Origin of the sequence: Streptomyces colwelliae (assembly GCF_048158785.1) — a bacterium.
GTDB lineage: Bacteria > Actinomycetota > Actinomycetes > Streptomycetales > Streptomycetaceae > Streptomyces.
The window spans coordinates 1-14,001 of sequence record NZ_JBLTJC010000276.1 but is presented as its reverse complement, the minus strand read 5'-3'; the positions used below and the strand labels follow the sequence as shown (position 1 = coordinate 14,001).

Sequence of the window (14,001 nt, the reverse complement as noted above, 5' to 3'; positions counted from 1 at the left end):
CGCTTCGGGCATGCGATCCATCGTCGCGCACGGCACTGACACCGGGGGTGCGGCCGTCGGCGAGGAAGAGCACCGAGTTGACGTAACGGGGGCCGCGCGCGAAGGGCAGGACCCGGCGCAGCAGCCCCTGGGAGACGACGTACGAGTTCCGGGCCTGGTGCTTCTCCAAGGGGAAGCTCGCCAGCCTGACCCAGTCCCTGTTCCGGTCCGGGAGGACCCAGCCCTCGTAGCCGAGCAGCGACAGGTACTTCACCACCGGGGCGATCGGCTGGATGCGGGACTCCAGTTCGACGAAGAGCGCGGGGTGGTCGCGGGTCAGCAGGCCGGTCGCGCCGTGCAGGACGGCCAGTTCGCTGCCGTCGACGTCGATCTTGATGAAACCGACCTCCCGCAGCCCCAGGCCGTCGAGGGTGACGCACTGGACGTGCACGGCGCGGGCGTGGATGTCCCGGCGGACCAGCGAGGACACACCCCGGTCGCCCTTGTCGTCCGGCGGCAGCCACAGGCGGGCGGTGCCGGGGCGGTCGGAGGCGGCGGCCGGGATCACCCGGGCGTGCGCGGGAGCGGCGGCGGCGAGGAGCCGCGCCAGGTGCGGGACCGGCTCCACGGTCACCACCTCGCGCGCGTGCCTCCAGAGGCGGTGCGTCCAGGGGCCGTACCAGCCGCCCACGTCGACCGCCGTGCCGCAGTCGGCCGGCAACAGGTCGGCCAGGCGCGCCAGTTCGGGTTCGAAGCGGGGGTAGACGGCGCGGGCGGTGGCGGCGAGGGCGGCTCGATGGACGCCGGCAACATCCTCAAACCGGCCCTCGCGCGCGGCGAGTTGCACATCGTGGGCGCCACGACGCTGGAGGAGTACCGCCGGATCGAGAAGGACGCGGCGCTGGCCCGCAGGTTCCAGCCGATCCTGGTGCCCGAGCCGACCGTCGTGGACGCGATCGAGATCCTGCGCGGACTGCGCGACCGCTACGAGGCGCACCACCAAGTCCGGTACACCGACGAGGCGTTGGTCGCGGCCGTGGAGCTGTCGGACCGCTATCTCACCGACCGCCGACTGCCGGACAAGGCGATCGACCTCATCGACCAGGCGGGCGCTCGGGTACGGCTGCGGGCGCGTACGAAGGGCACGGACGTACGGGCCCTGGAACGCGAGGTGGAGCAGCTCTCCCGCGACAAGGACCAGGCGGCGGCCGACGAGGACTACGAGAAGGCGACGCAACTCCGGGACCGTATCGCCGAGTTGAAGGTGCGGCTGGACGAGGCCGGCGGCGAGGACCAGGGCGACGAAGGCCAGAACCTGGAGGTCACCGGAGAGGCGATCGCCGAGGTGGTGTCGCGGCAGACCGGTATCCCGGTGAGCAGTCTCACCGCGGAGGAGAAGGACCGGCTGCTCGGTCTTGAGGAGCATCTGCACCGGCGGGTCGTCGGGCAGGAGGAGGCGGTGCGGGTCGTGTCGGACGCGGTGCTGCGTTCCCGCGCCGGACTGGCGAGCCCGGACCGGCCGATCGGCAGCTTCCTGTTCCTGGGACCGACCGGCGTCGGCAAGACAGAACTTGCCCGGGCGCTCGCCGAGGCCCTCTTCGGCAGCGAGGACCGGATGGTCCGCCTCGACATGAGCGAGTACCAGGAACGGCACACGGTGAGCCGTCTCGTCGGCGCCCCGCCCGGCTACGTCGGCCACGAGGAGGCCGGTCAGCTCACCGAGGTCGTACGCCGCCTCCCGTACTCGCTGCTCCTCCTCGACGAGGTCGAGAAGGCGCACCCGGACGTGTTCAACATCCTGCTCCAGGTCCTGGACGACGGCCGGTTGACCGACGCGCAGGGCCGCACGGTCGACTTCACCAACACGGTGATCGTGATGACCAGCAACCTCGGCTCCGAGGCGATCACCCGGCGCGGTGCCGGTATCGGCTTCGGGCCGGGCGGCGCCGACGCGGACGAGGAGGCCCGGCGCGAGCAGATCCTGCGCCCGCTGCGCGAGCACTTCCGCCCCGAGTTCCTCAACCGCATCGACGAGATCGTCGTCTTCCGTCAGCTCACGGCCGAGCAACTCCGGCTGATCACCGGGCTGTTGCTGGAGCACACCCGCCGTCTTCTGCACGCGCAGGGCATCACGGTCGCGTTCACGGACCCGGCGGTCGACTGGCTCTCCCGCCAGGGCTACCAGCCCGAGTACGGCGCCCGCCCGCTGCGCCGCACCATCCAGCGCGAGGTCGACAACCAGCTGTCGCGACTGCTTCTGGACGGCCGGATCGCGGAGGGCGGCCGGGTGACGGTGGATGTGGAGGACGGGCGGCTCGCGTTCCGGACAGATGCGCCGCCGCCCGCCTCCGACCCACCGCCTACGCCGCCCGCCTCCGACCCACCGTCTACGGCGCCGGATTGACCACCGCAGCCGACCCGCCGCCCCGCCGTACCTTCTCGGCGGCGGCCAACCACTCGCCGTTCGGGAGCCGTTGCACACCGGTCGCCGCGCCGATCTCCGGGTTGAGAGTGAACGAGTGCCCGATGGCTTGGAGTTGTGTCTTCAAGTCGCTGTTGTAGAGCGCGGGTTCGAGTTCGGTGTTGGCCGCGTTGCGCTGGCTTGCACGGGGTGCCGCGATCGCGTCGACGAGGGGCAGCCCGCGGTCGAGGAACTCGGTGAGGGTCTGTAGCACGGTGGTGATGATGGTCGCGCCGCCGGGTGAACCGAGCGCCACGACGGGCTTGTTGTTCTTGTCGAGGACGATCGTCGGCGAGATCGACGAGCGCGGCCGCTTGCCCGGGCCGGGCAGGTTCGGGTCGTGGACGGCCGGGTTGGCCGGGGTGAAGGAGAAGTCGGTCAGCTCGTTGTTGAGCAGGAAACCGCGGCCGGGCACGGTCATCGCGCTGCCGCCGGTCTGCTCGATGGTGAGCGTGTAGGAGACGACGTTGCCCCACTTGTCGGCGACGGTGAGGTGGGTGGTGTTCTCACCCTCGTACGTGGTCGGGGCGGCCGTGCCCGCGGCGGTGCAGGCCGTCGGGTTGCGCGGGTCGGCGGGGGCCAGTGGGCTGGTGAGCACCGCGTCGTCCTTGATGAGGCAGGCGCGCGAGTCGGCGAACTTCTGCGACAGGAGTTCCTTCGTCGGTACGTCCTCGAAGGCGGGGTCGCCGACCCAGCGCCCCCGGTCCGCGAACGCGATCCGGCTGGCCTCGATGTAGTGGTGCAGGTACTGGACCTCGCTCGCCTTCGAAAGGTCCGTCTTCTCAAGGATGTTGAGAGCCTCGCCGACGGTCGTGCCGCCGGAGGAGGAGGGCGCGATGGAGTAGACGCCGAGTCCGCGGTACGAGGTCTTCGTGGGCGCCTGGAGCTTGGCGCGGTAGGCCGCGAGGTCCTTGGCGGACAGCTTGCCGGGGCGGGCGTTCCAGCCGGAACTCGCGTCCACCTTCGGGGTGTTCACCGTGGCGAGGATGTCCTTGCCGAGCGCGCCTTGGTAGATGTCGTCGATCCCCTTCTTGCCCAACTCCTTGTAGGTGGCGGCGAGTTCGGGGTTCTTGAAGGTGGAGCCGACGACCGGGAGCGCGCCGCCCGGCAGGAACAGCTTGGCGGTGTCCGGGAAGTAGCGGAAGCGGGTCTCGTTGGACGCCGTCTGGCTGCGGAAGGTGTCGTCGACCGTGAAGCCGTCGCTGGCGATCCGCTCGGCGGGCTTGAGCACCGTGCCGAGCTTCTCGCTGCCCCACTGGTCGAGCGCGGTCTGCCAGGTGGCGGGCGAGCCCGGGGTGCCGACGCCGAGGCCGCTGCTGACGGCGTCGGCGAAGGCGAGGGCCTTGCCGTTCTCCACGAAGAGGTTGGAGTCGGCGGTCAGCGGCGCGGTCTCGCGGCCGTCGATGGTGTGCACCGTACGGGACTTGGCGTCGTAGTAGACGAAGTAGCCGCCTCCGCCGATGCCGGAGGAGTAGGGCTCGGTGACGCCGAGCGCGGCGGCGGTGGCGACGGCCGCGTCGACCGCGTTGCCGCCCTTCTTCAGGACCTCGATACCGGCGGCGGTGGCGTCCGCGTCGACGCTCGCCACGGCGCCGCCGTAGCCGACCGCGACCGGAACCTTCGTCGGTGTGCTGCTCGTTGCCGCCGGTGGGGCCGCTGCCCCGACCGAGACGACGGCGGCCGAGACCGCCAGGACCGACAGTTTCCGTGCCACAGGGCGACGCATCCGTACCTCCAGTCAGGACCGTCCGCGCAGCGTAGCCACATTGCCATGCCCCCAACAGACCACCTCGCGCCACTGTCACACGAGCGCCATACGTCGAACACCGGTACGTACCAGCCGTGCTGGGCCGCTAACATGCGCGCCCATGAATGACGACGTGCGCAACATCGTTCTGGGCGTGGCCGCCGCGGGCATCAGCGCCGCGCTCGGCTGGCTCGCCCGCACCTATCTGTGGCGGCGCAGACTCCGGCGCAAGCAGGCGTTCTTCGGGCTGCCCGACAACTCCGAGTCGCTGCTCGTGGTGAACCGTGAGGCGGGCGGCGCCGAACTCTCGGTGATGCGGCACGACGTGTTCGCGCTCCTCGAACTCGCCGCCCTGATCAAGGACTGCAACGCGCACGCCCAGGTCGTCGCGCACGACGCGGCCCAGCAGAGCTTCGGCGAACGCACCGAGTTCTGCGTGGGCGGCCCGTCCTCCAACCGCCGCATGGCCGCGCATCTGGCGTCCCTGCTGCCCGGTATCCGCGTCAACGTCGACCCCGAACCGGGCCCGGACCGGGGCGCGTTCCAAATAGGCAGCGAGCGCTACCGACTTGAGCCCGGCAAGGGCGAGTACGTCCTCCTCGCCCGTCTCACCGCCGGCCAACTGGGCGGCGCGCGCCCGGTGTTCCTCTTCTGCGGCCAGCGCGCGATCACCAACCAGGCGGCGTCCCGCTATCTCGCCCGCAACCACGAGAAGTTGGCCCGCAAACACGGCGGCAACACCTTCGTCCTGCTGCTGAAGGTGGTCAACTCGCAGGCGTACGGCCCCGATGTGGTGGAGCTGGTCGCGGACGTCACACGGGCCGCGGAGACCCCGCTGCCTGCACCGGCTCCACGTAGCTCACACCGCGCCACCTGAATCCGCACACACGTCAACAATCTTTACTGGCACGTAACTTACTGACGGGTTACCTAAAGTAGAGGGACGCGGTTACCGTCGGGTCACTTTGCATTGACACGTGTGAGGAGTGACCCGTGCGAACCCATCGCCAGGCCCTGCGTACGACCGCCGCGGGCGCCGCCTCCGCGACCCTGATCGCCGGAGGCGTCCTCGGGCTCGCCCCCGCTGCCCAGGCCGCCACGAACGGGGTGCGCTTCGTCGACATCACCGGCGACGGCGGCACGAAGCTCGCGGCGAACGTCGTCACGCCCGCGAGCGCCGACGGCTCGCACAGCTACCCGCTGCTCGTCATGCCCACGGCCTGGGGATTCCCTCAGGTCCAGTACCTGGCACAGGCCGAGAAACTCGCGAACTCCGGCTATGTCGTGGTGAGTTACAACGTCCGCGGCTTCTGGCAGTCCGGTGGCGGGATAGAGGTGGCGGGCCCGAAGGACGTGGCAGACGCCTCCAAGGTGATCGACTGGGCGCTCGCCAACACCCCGTCCGACGCCGGGCACATAGGCATGGCGGGCGTGTCGTACGGCGCCGGCATCAGTCTCCTCGCGGCCGCACACGACAAGCGGATCAAGGCAGTCGCCTCGCTGAGCGGCTGGGCGGACCTGATCGACTCGATCTACTCGGGCCGTACCGAACACTCCCAGGCGACCGCCCTGCTGGACGGCGTCGGCCTCGTGACCGGCCGCCCGAGCGCGGAGACGAGCCAGGTCTTCAAGGACTTCTTCGCCTCCGACCTCTCCAAGGAACAGGAGCTGATCGACTGGGGCAAGGAGCGTTCCGCCGCGACCTACGTCGACCAGATCAACAGGAACGGCGCGGCGATCATGCTCGCCAACGGCTGGGGCGACACGATCTTCCCGCCCAACCAAATCGCCGACTTCTACGGGAAGTTGACCGGCCCGAAGCGCCTTGAGCTGCGCCCCGGCGACCACGCCACCGCCGAGCTGACCGGTCTGTTCGGGCTGCCCAACGACGTGTGGACGGACACCGAGCGCTGGTTCGACCACTACCTCAAGGGCGACGACAACGGCATCAACCGCGAGCAGCCGGTGGAGCTCAAGTCCCGTTCCACGGGCGGCTACGAAGGCTATCCGGACTGGAAGTCGGTCGGCGCGACCCGGAAGAAGATCGACCTCGCGGGCACGACCACCATCCACACCAACGTCGACTCGGGCGCCGACGGCGGGATCGTCTTCCTGTCCAGCATCCTCGACCAGGTCGCCCAGGTGCCCCCGGTCGCGTCGATCCCGCTGCTGCCGCGCCGCCGGGCCGCCGTATGGCAGTCGGGGAAGTACGCGAGTGCCCAACAGGTGCGCGGCACCGTGAAGTTGCACACCACGGTCTCGGACACCAAGGAGAGCGGCACCCTCGTCGCGTACCTCTACGACGTGGGCCCGCTCGGCCTCGGCAAGCTGGTCAGCAACGCGCCGTACACCTGGCACGGGCAGCAACCCGGCCAGCCGTTCGGTGTGGACCTGGAGTTGTTCTCCACGGCCTACGACGTCCCGGCAGGGCATCGACTCGCCCTGGTCGTCGACACGGTCGACCCGCTCTACATCGAGCACAACCCGTCCGGCGCGCAGCTGACCTTCTCCTCGCCGGCGAACGACCCGTCGTACGTGTCGATCCCGCTGCGCGAGCAGTGATCTCCGGCTGCTGCCGGCCGGGCAAGTGCCCTCTCGACTACTGCACCCGCGGCAGCAGCGTCCCTGGTTCCGCCGGAGCCACATCCACGGCCCCGGTCTTGGGACTGCGCTGCTCCCGGCGGGACACCCAACCGGCGAACCAGGAGAGCAGCATGCACATCCCGATGTAGATCGGCGAGATCACCAACACCACGGGGATGAACGGCAAATCGTAGTCGAGGTTCGACGCGATCAGCTTCCCGGCATGGAGAAACTCCTCATAGGTGATCAGATAGCCCAGCGAGGTGTCCTTCAGCGCGACCACCAACTGGCTGATGATCGCGGGCAGCATGGCCCGTACGGCCTGCGGCACGAGGACGTACGACATGACGTGGACCTTCCGCATGCCGAGCGCGAACGCGGCCTCCCGCTGGCCGCGTTCGACGCTGTTGACGCCGGAGCGGAAGACCTCTGCGAGCACCGAGCCGTTGTAGAGCGTGAGGCCCGCGACCAGTGCGGGCAGCGGCTGCACCTTGAGCGCCACGAAGATGAAGAAGATCATCACCAGGACGGGCATGGCACGGAAGAACTCCACGACGAGCGTGGACAGCCAGCGCACGGGACGGTGGTCCGAGAGCCGTCCCACGGCGAGCAGGGTGCCAAGTGCCAGCGAGAGCACGGCTGCCAGCCCGAAGGCCTTGAGCGTGTTGCCGAGGCCGCGCAGCAGCAGTTCCTGAATTCCCTTGTACTCGAAGGGCATCCACTTCGTGTACGTGAACTGGTCGGTGTCGAACAGGAGATAGAGGATCCAGCCGAGCAGCGCGAGGATGACGACCGTGGACGCGATGCCGTAAAGGCGGTGCCGTTTGCGGGTCTTGGGGCCGGGGACGTCGTAGAGGGCGTTGGCGGTGGTCATCGGGCGACTCCCCACTTCCTCTCCAGCGCGTTGAACAGCGCGCTGATGGCGAGGGTGATGATCAGGTAGCCGACGGCGATCCAGACGAACGTCCAGACGATGTTGTAGCCGAGTTCGCTCAACGTCCGGTAGGTGCCGAGGAGTTCGGTGACGCTGAACGCGCCGGCGATCGCCGAGTTCTTGGCGAGGGCGATGAGGGTGGAGCCGACCGGCGGGATCACCGAGCGGAACGCCTGCGGCAGGACGACCAGGCCGAGGCTCTGCCCGAAGGACATCCCGAGGCTGCGGGCCGCCTCCCCCTGCCCTCTGGGCACGGTGTTGATGCCCGAGCGCAGCGCCTCGCAGATGAACGCCGAGGTGTAGCAGCCGAGCGCGAGGACCGCGAACACCTTGAAGGGCAGCACGAGTCCGAAGCGCGGCAGGCCGAGCAGCACCGCGAAGAACAGCAGGGTGAGCGGGGTGTTGCGCAGCACGGTGACCCACGCGGTGCCGAAGACCCGCAGCGAGCCGACCGGGGCGACCCGGAAGGAGGCCATCAGGAAACCGAGGACGAGCGCCAACACCGAGGCGTAGACGGTGAGTTCGACGGTGCCGAGGAAGCCGTCGCCGAAGGTCGAGAAGTTGTCCGTCAGTACGTTCACGTCTGCCTCCCTCAGCTCGCCTGGTAGCGGTCGATCGCGGGCGGGGCGGGCGCGGGCACTCCGGACAGGCCGAGCGTCGCCTCGTACGCCTTCTTCCAGTCGCCGTTCTTCTCACGGGCCTCCAACGCGTCGTCGAGGGCGAACCGCAGGGCGTTGTCGCCGTGCGGGACACCGATGCCGTACGGCTCCTTCGAGAAGGGCTTGCCGACGACCTTGAGCTGGTCGGGGACCTTCGCCGCGTAGCCGATGAGGATCGCGTCGTCGGTGGTGACGGCGTCGACCTGATAGGTGAGCAGGTTGTCGACGCAGACCGAGTACGTGTCGTAGGCGACGAGTTGGGCCTTCGGATAGTCGTCCTTGATGCGCTGGTACGGCGTGGAGCCGGCCGCCGAGCAGACGCGTTTGCCGGCGAGGTCCTGCGGGCCGTGGATGTCGTCCTCGTCGGTGCGGACGAGGAGCGACTGGCCGGCCATGTAGTAGGGACCGGCGAAGCCGACGAGTTTCTTGCGCATGTCGTTGATGGTGTAGGTGCCGACGTAGTAGTCGATCTGGCCGTTCCGCAGGGCGGTTTCGCGGTTGGCGGAGGCGATCGTCCTGAAGTGGATGGTCTTCGGGGCGAAGCCGAGGGAGGCCGACATCATCTTGGCGATCTCGATGTCGAAGCCGGAGTAGGTGCCCGTCGCCGGGTCCTTCTCGCCGAGGTAGGGCTGGTCCTCCTTGGCGCCGACGGTGAAGTAGCCGCGCTTCTTCGCCCGCTTCCAGGTCTTGGAGCCGAGGAGCTGAAAGCCTTGTGCCACTTGGTAGTTGGGGAGTTTCTCGGCGGCCGGTCCCTTGGCGGGCGGGCTGCCCTCCTTGCCGCAGCCGCTCGCGCCCAACACGGCGAGCACGGCGACGGCGAGGGACGCACGGGTGGAACGGAACATGGATCGCACTCCCCCGCTCAGTGCTTGAGGATCTTGGACAGAAAGTCCTTGGCCCGGTCGCTGCGCGGGTTGGTGAAGAACTCCTCGGGGGTGCGGTCCTCGACGATGCGGCCGTCGGCCATGAACACGACGCGGTTGGCGGCGGAGCGGGCGAAACCCATCTCGTGGGTGACGACGACCATCGTCATGCCGTCGTGGGCGAGTTGGCGCATGACCTCAAGGACTTCGTTGATCATCTCCGGGTCGAGGGCCGAGGTCGGCTCGTCGAAGAGGAGCGCCTTGGGTTCCATGGCGAGGGCGCGGGCGATGGCCACGCGCTGCTGCTGGCCGCCGGAGAGCTGCGCGGGGAACTTGGGCGCCTGGGAGGCGAGGCCCACACGGTCCAGGAGCTCCAACGACCGCCTGTCGGCGTCCTCCCGCTTGCGCTTGCGGACTTTGACCTGGGCCAGCGAGACGTTCTGAAGGACCGTCTTGTGGGCGAACAGGTTGAAGGACTGGAAGACCATGCCGACCTCGGCGCGGAGCTTCGCGAGGGCCTTGCCCTCCTCGGGCAGTGGCTGCCCGTCGAGCTGGATCGTCCCGGACTCGATGGTCTCCAGCCGGTTGATCGCCCGGCACAGCGTCGACTTCCCCGACCCCGAAGGGCCGATGACCACGACCACCTCCCCCTTGCCGACGGTGAGGTTGATGTCCTGGAGGACATGCAGCTCCCCGTAGTACTTGTTGACGTCACGCAGTTCGATCAACGGATCGACGGCCATGCCCAGCCCTACTCACTCTCAGCTGTGTCGTGGTCGCCGCAAACTATCCACACAAGAGTGGAGTTAAGGCACGACACGCACTTTTCGGGCATTAGCCGTATTTAAGTCCGTCGTTACTCTTCCGCGACTTCGGCGTACAGCTGCGAGAGTTCGGGCACACCGCTGGCCGCCCACTCATGGCCGGAGGCCACGACGTCGAACTCGCGCCCGGAGTCGAGCCGTACGACGGGCTGACCGCTCTCCCAGATCTCCCAGGCGGCGCCCGGCACGGTGCGCACGATCACGGTGCCCAGATACAGACCGGCGTCGTTGCCGAGCCAGGACAGGGTCTCCTCGTCGTCCCGCCAGCGCGGCACCAGTTGGTCGAGGGCTTCCAACGAGCTTACGGAGTCATCGAGTTGGATGCCTTCCTGGGCCGCCAGGGAGCGGAGCAGTTGGCACTCGGACAGCAACTCGGCGATGCCCTCGGGGTCGTGAGTACGGTGCTTCTCGCCCCGGTCGCCCAGGAAAGGGATGTTCATCCGTCTAGCGTGTCATTCGCACCGCCGTACGCACCACAGGGCGTCGCCGGTGGCGTGTCAGCACCTGGCCGCCGGAAGGGGAAAACCCTTCTGCCGAGGGCGGGTTGACCGGGTCGTGTACCGCACGGAGGACACCAGGGCCGGCCCACCACCGCCGGCGGGCTGGCGGCGTTCCCGCGCGGTGCTGAACGGCGGCTGCGGACCGTGCCGTTCACGCACGGCACCGAACCCTTCAAGGGCGACGTCGCCTCGGTTTCGCCCGACGCGGGGCTCTTCCGGCTCGGCTCAGACGTCCAGGTCCACGACCACGGGCGCGTGGTCCGAGGCGCCCTTGCCCTTGCGCTCCTCGCGGTCGACGTAGGAGTCGGTGACGGCCTTCGCGAACGGCTCGTTGCCGTAGACCAGGTCGATGCGCATGCCGCGGTTCTTCGGGAAGGCGAGCTGGCGGTAGTCCCAGTACGTGTACGGGTGGTCGTACTTGAGGGGGCGCGGGACGACGTCGGACAGGCCCGCGTCGCGCAGGGCGGTCAGGGCGGCGCGCTCGGCGGGGGTGACGTGGGTGAGGCCCTCGAAGGCGGCCACGTCGAAGACGTCGTCGTCGGTCGGCGCCACGTTGTAGTCGCCGAGCACCGCGAACGGGCGGCTGCCCTGCGCGTCGTCCGCGACGGCCGCCCTGAGGGCCTCGAACCACTGGAGCTTGTACGCGTAGTGGGGGTGGTCCACCTCGCGGCCGTTCGGCACGTACACCGACCAGACGCGGACCGGGCCGCAGGTCGCGGCGACGGCGCGGGGTTCCTGGACGCCGTCGTAACCGGGGTCCCCGGGAAAGCCCTTGACCACGTCTTCGAGCCCTACTCGGGAGAGCACCGCCACGCCGTTCCACCGCCCGGTCGCGTTGACCGCCGACTCGTAGCCCGCCTCGCGCAGCGCGTCGAACGGGAACTGAGCCTCGGCCAGCTTGGCCTCCTGGAGGCACAGCACGTCGGTGCCGCTGCTCTCCAGCCAGGCCAGGAGCCTCGGCAGACGGGCGGTGATCGAGTTCACGTTCCAGGTCGCGATGCGCATGCCTCACAACCTACCGGGCGGGTCTGACACTCACAGGTCCGCCGCCTCACCGGCCGCCAGCCGCAGGTGCTCCGCGCCGCCGAGCGCGCCGATCTGCATGTCGTAGATCGGGCGGGCGAGGTCGGTGAGCAGGGCGTCGTGGATGTCGTAGGCGCGCTGCGGCTTGACCTCGCGGACATAGTCGATGACCTCGGAGATCTTGCTCCAGGGGGCCATGACCGGGAGCATCAGCGTCTCGACGGTGTGGTCGGGGACGGTGAGGGCGTCGCCGGGGTGGAAGACGCGGCCGTCGTCGACGAGGAAGCCGACGTTGGTGATGCGCGGGATGTCCGGGTGGATGACGGCGTGCAGTTCGCCGTGCACCTGGACGTCGAAGCCCGCCGCCGTGAAGGTGTCGCCGTGGCCGACCGTGTGCACGCGGCCCGGGAACGCGGCGGAGAGCTGGTCGGCGACCGACTTCAGGGTCCAGATCTCGGCCGCCGGGTTGGCCTCCAGGCCGGCCCGCAGCCGGTCCTCGTTGAAGTGGTCGAGGTGCTCGTGGGTGACCAGGATCGCGTCCGCGCCGACCGCGGCGTCCTCCTCGTTGAAGGTGCCCGGGTCGATGACGAGCGACCGGCCGTCCTTCTCCAGGCGGATGCAGGCGTGCGCATTCTTGGTGAGCTTCATGGGTCCATCCTGCCGCCGTCCGGCTCCGGGCGGGCGCCTCAGACTGGTGCTTTCGGTGCCAGGCTGAAGATCACTCCGTACCGGTCCGGACCTCACTCAGTACCGGTCCGGAGCTCACTCCGTAGGGGTCGTCTCCTCGCGGATGACCTGCTGGGCGACCTTGAACGCGCTGTTCGCCGCGGGCACCCCGCAGTACACGGCGGCCTGCATCAGCACTTCCTTGATCTCGGCCGGGGTGAGGCCGTTGCGCAGCGCCGCCCGGGTGTGGAAGGCCAGTTCGTCCAGGTGGCCGCCCGCGACCAGCGCGGTGAGGGTGACACAGCTGCGCGAGCGCCGGTCGAGGCCGGGCCGGTCCCAGATCTCGCCCCACGCGTACCGGGTGATGAAGTCCTGGAAGTCCCCGGAGAACTCGTCCGCCTGCGCCAGCGCCCGGTCCACATGCGCGTCGCCGAGCACCTCGCGGCGGACCTTGATCCCGGCGTCGTAGGGGTCCGGACGACCCATGACCTGCGGCGGTACGGCGGGCGGCGGCGCGATCTCGGCGATCGGCGCGAGCTGCGGCGGCGCGGCGAGGACCGGCTTGACCGGGGTCGCCGCGATGGCGAACTGCCCGGTGGAGTGCTCGTAGGCGGGCTGCCAGGCGGTGGAGAAGTGCCGGACGAGGAGGTCCGTGACGGCTGCGGGCTGCTCGACCGGGACCAGGTGCGAGGCGCCGGGTACGACCGCGAGGCGGGCGTCCGGGATGCCGGCGACCAGGGTGCGGGCCTCGGCCGGGCCGGTGACCTGGTCGTCCGAGCCGACGAGGACCAGGGTCGGCACGCCGATGCGGGCGAGTTCGGACCGTACGTCGAACGCGGCCAGCGCCTCGCACGCGGCGATGTAGCAGCCGGGGTCGGTGGTGCGCACCATCTGTACGGCCCACTCGGTGATCGCGGGCTGCGAGGCGGCGAACCCGCTGGTGAACCAGCGGTCCGGCGAGGTGCGGGCGATGGGGTCGAGCCCGTTCGTGCGCACGATCACCCCGCGCTGGCGGAACTCGTCCGCCGTGCCGAAGCGGGGCGAGGCGGCGATCAGCGCAAGCGAGGCCACGCGCTCCGGGTGGCGCAGGACCAGTTCGAGACCGACCGCGCCGCCGAGCGCGCAGCCCGCGTAGCCGAAGCGCTGCACGCCGAGGGCGTCCAGCGTGGCCAGCAGCCGGTCGGCCAGGTCGGAGACCGAGCCGGTCGGGTGCGCGGGCGAGCCGCCGTGGCCCGGCAGGTCGTACCGGAAGACCCGCCACTGCTTCGCCAGCTCGGGCACCTGGCGATCAAACATGTGCCACGTCGTCCCGAGGGACGGGCCCAGGATGAGAACGGGCGCGTCTTCGGGGCCGTCGAAGCGGTACTGGAGGGCAGGGGTCTTCATGTCGCTCACCGCTCCAACGTAACCGCCGTTTCTTACGGTCCGGCTGTGGGGCCCCCGGTCTCCCCACTCGGCTCCCACACATCAGTGGGGAACCCTCACACCGCCTTCACCGGAAACCGGTGGGATTGGGGGGACGGGGGATTTCCGGACCAGTGGGGTTGTGTCGAAGGACACTCCGGATCGCGAGGCCCCTCCGTGCCGCACGGCGACTCAGAGTTCGCTCGGCGCGCCCAGGCCCGTGAGTGCGCCGACCGGGTCCAGGTCGGGGGTGCCTCTGGGCCACCAGTCCTCGTCGCCCGGTTCCGATTCGTAGGCGTACCACAGGCCGTCACGGCCCAGGCGGAGTTGGACATGGCCGTGGGGGTGGGTGAGGTGG

At 69.5% G+C, this 14,001-nt stretch carries 12 protein-coding genes and 2 pseudogenes; 3 read left to right on the top strand and 11 right to left on the bottom strand.

The window, feature by feature from the left end; all coding sequences use genetic code 11:
* Positions 1 to 670 (bottom strand): FkbM family methyltransferase (locus ACNFOC_RS38705; RefSeq protein WP_416963696.1); only part of this gene is annotated, 670 nt, incomplete at its 3' end.
* 69 nt (positions 671 to 739) lie between these two features.
* On the opposite strand from ACNFOC_RS38705, the pseudogene ACNFOC_RS38700 reads away from it, so the two are divergent.
* Positions 740 to 2,383: pseudogene (locus ACNFOC_RS38700) on the top strand (ATP-dependent Clp protease ATP-binding subunit); the annotation flags it as partial.
* Here ACNFOC_RS38700 and ggt read toward each other — a convergent pair.
* The gene (gene ggt / locus ACNFOC_RS38695) at positions 2,367 to 4,166 is read right to left on the bottom strand and encodes a gamma-glutamyltransferase (protein WP_416963695.1); all 1,800 of its coding nucleotides are present in this window, start codon (positions 4,164 to 4,166) and stop codon (positions 2,367 to 2,369) included. The pseudogene ACNFOC_RS38700 and the gene ggt overlap by 17 nt on opposite strands.
* 142 nt (positions 4,167 to 4,308) lie before the next feature.
* Between ggt and ACNFOC_RS38690 the strand changes: the two genes are divergently transcribed.
* Positions 4,309 to 5,064, top strand: coding sequence for a hypothetical protein (locus ACNFOC_RS38690; RefSeq protein WP_416963694.1), 756 nt, complete (start codon positions 4,309 to 4,311; stop codon positions 5,062 to 5,064).
* A 116-nt stretch (positions 5,065 to 5,180) separates the two neighbouring features.
* Complete coding sequence (locus tag ACNFOC_RS38685) at positions 5,181 to 6,749, top strand: CocE/NonD family hydrolase (RefSeq protein WP_416963693.1); 1,569 nt, start codon at positions 5,181 to 5,183, stop codon at positions 6,747 to 6,749.
* Positions 6,750 to 6,786: 37 nt separating this feature from the next.
* Here the strand turns inward: ACNFOC_RS38685 and ACNFOC_RS38680 are convergent, their stop codons facing one another.
* The 9 genes and pseudogenes from ACNFOC_RS38680 to ACNFOC_RS56115 form a co-directional block, all read right to left on the bottom strand.
* A complete protein-coding gene (locus ACNFOC_RS38680; protein WP_416963692.1) occupies positions 6,787 to 7,644 on the bottom strand; it encodes an amino acid ABC transporter permease in 858 nt (285 codons plus the stop codon).
* A complete protein-coding gene (locus ACNFOC_RS38675) occupies positions 7,641 to 8,285 on the bottom strand; it encodes an amino acid ABC transporter permease (protein ID WP_384163751.1) in 645 nt (214 codons plus the stop codon). Before ACNFOC_RS38675 ends, ACNFOC_RS38680 begins: the two co-directional genes overlap by 4 nt.
* An 11-nt stretch (positions 8,286 to 8,296) precedes the next feature.
* Complete coding sequence (locus ACNFOC_RS38670; RefSeq protein ID WP_416963691.1) at positions 8,297 to 9,208, bottom strand: glutamate ABC transporter substrate-binding protein; 912 nt, start codon at positions 9,206 to 9,208, stop codon at positions 8,297 to 8,299.
* 17 nt (positions 9,209 to 9,225) lie between these two features.
* Complete coding sequence (locus tag ACNFOC_RS38665) at positions 9,226 to 9,969, bottom strand: amino acid ABC transporter ATP-binding protein (RefSeq protein ID WP_416963690.1); 744 nt, start codon at positions 9,967 to 9,969, stop codon at positions 9,226 to 9,228.
* A 113-nt stretch (positions 9,970 to 10,082) separates the two neighbouring features.
* The gene (locus tag ACNFOC_RS38660) at positions 10,083 to 10,490 is read right to left on the bottom strand and encodes a DUF6278 family protein (protein WP_416963689.1); all 408 of its coding nucleotides are present in this window, start codon (positions 10,488 to 10,490) and stop codon (positions 10,083 to 10,085) included.
* Between the two features lie 285 nt (positions 10,491 to 10,775).
* Positions 10,776 to 11,555 carry an exodeoxyribonuclease III gene (locus tag ACNFOC_RS38655; protein WP_416963688.1) on the bottom strand — a complete coding sequence of 260 codons (780 nt, stop codon included), beginning with the start codon at positions 11,553 to 11,555 and terminating at the stop codon, positions 10,776 to 10,778.
* Between the two features lie 30 nt (positions 11,556 to 11,585).
* Complete coding sequence (locus ACNFOC_RS38650; RefSeq protein ID WP_416963687.1) at positions 11,586 to 12,221, bottom strand: MBL fold metallo-hydrolase; 636 nt, start codon at positions 12,219 to 12,221, stop codon at positions 11,586 to 11,588.
* Positions 12,222 to 12,335: 114 nt separating this feature from the next.
* Complete coding sequence (gene pcaDC / locus ACNFOC_RS38645; RefSeq protein ID WP_416963697.1) at positions 12,336 to 13,625, bottom strand: bifunctional 3-oxoadipate enol-lactonase/4-carboxymuconolactone decarboxylase PcaDC; 1,290 nt, start codon at positions 13,623 to 13,625, stop codon at positions 12,336 to 12,338.
* A gap of 210 nt (positions 13,626 to 13,835) precedes the next feature.
* A pseudogene (locus ACNFOC_RS56115) lies at positions 13,836 to 14,001 on the bottom strand (SWIM zinc finger family protein); the annotation flags it as partial.

Bases quoted from the DNA above. Each gene is read 5' to 3' on its own strand.
- ACNFOC_RS38655 (WP_416963688.1), bottom strand. From the start codon at position 11,555: ATGCGCATCGCGACCTGGAACGTGAACTCGATCACCGCCCGTCTGCCG.
- ACNFOC_RS38660 (WP_416963689.1), bottom strand. From the start codon at position 10,490: ATGAACATCCCTTTCCTGGGCGACCGGGGCGAGAAGCACCGTACTCAC.
- ACNFOC_RS38690 (WP_416963694.1), top strand. From the start codon at position 4,309: ATGAATGACGACGTGCGCAACATCGTTCTGGGCGTGGCCGCCGCGGGC.
- ggt (WP_416963695.1), bottom strand. From the start codon at position 4,166: ATGCGTCGCCCTGTGGCACGGAAACTGTCGGTCCTGGCGGTCTCGGCC.
- ACNFOC_RS38650 (WP_416963687.1), bottom strand. From the start codon at position 12,221: ATGAAGCTCACCAAGAATGCGCACGCCTGCATCCGCCTGGAGAAGGAC.
- ACNFOC_RS38670 (WP_416963691.1), bottom strand. From the start codon at position 9,208: ATGTTCCGTTCCACCCGTGCGTCCCTCGCCGTCGCCGTGCTCGCCGTG.
- ACNFOC_RS38665 (WP_416963690.1), bottom strand. From the start codon at position 9,969: ATGGCCGTCGATCCGTTGATCGAACTGCGTGACGTCAACAAGTACTAC.
- pcaDC (WP_416963697.1), bottom strand. From the start codon at position 13,625: ATGAAGACCCCTGCCCTCCAGTACCGCTTCGACGGCCCCGAAGACGCG.
- ACNFOC_RS38680 (WP_416963692.1), bottom strand. From the start codon at position 7,644: ATGACCACCGCCAACGCCCTCTACGACGTCCCCGGCCCCAAGACCCGC.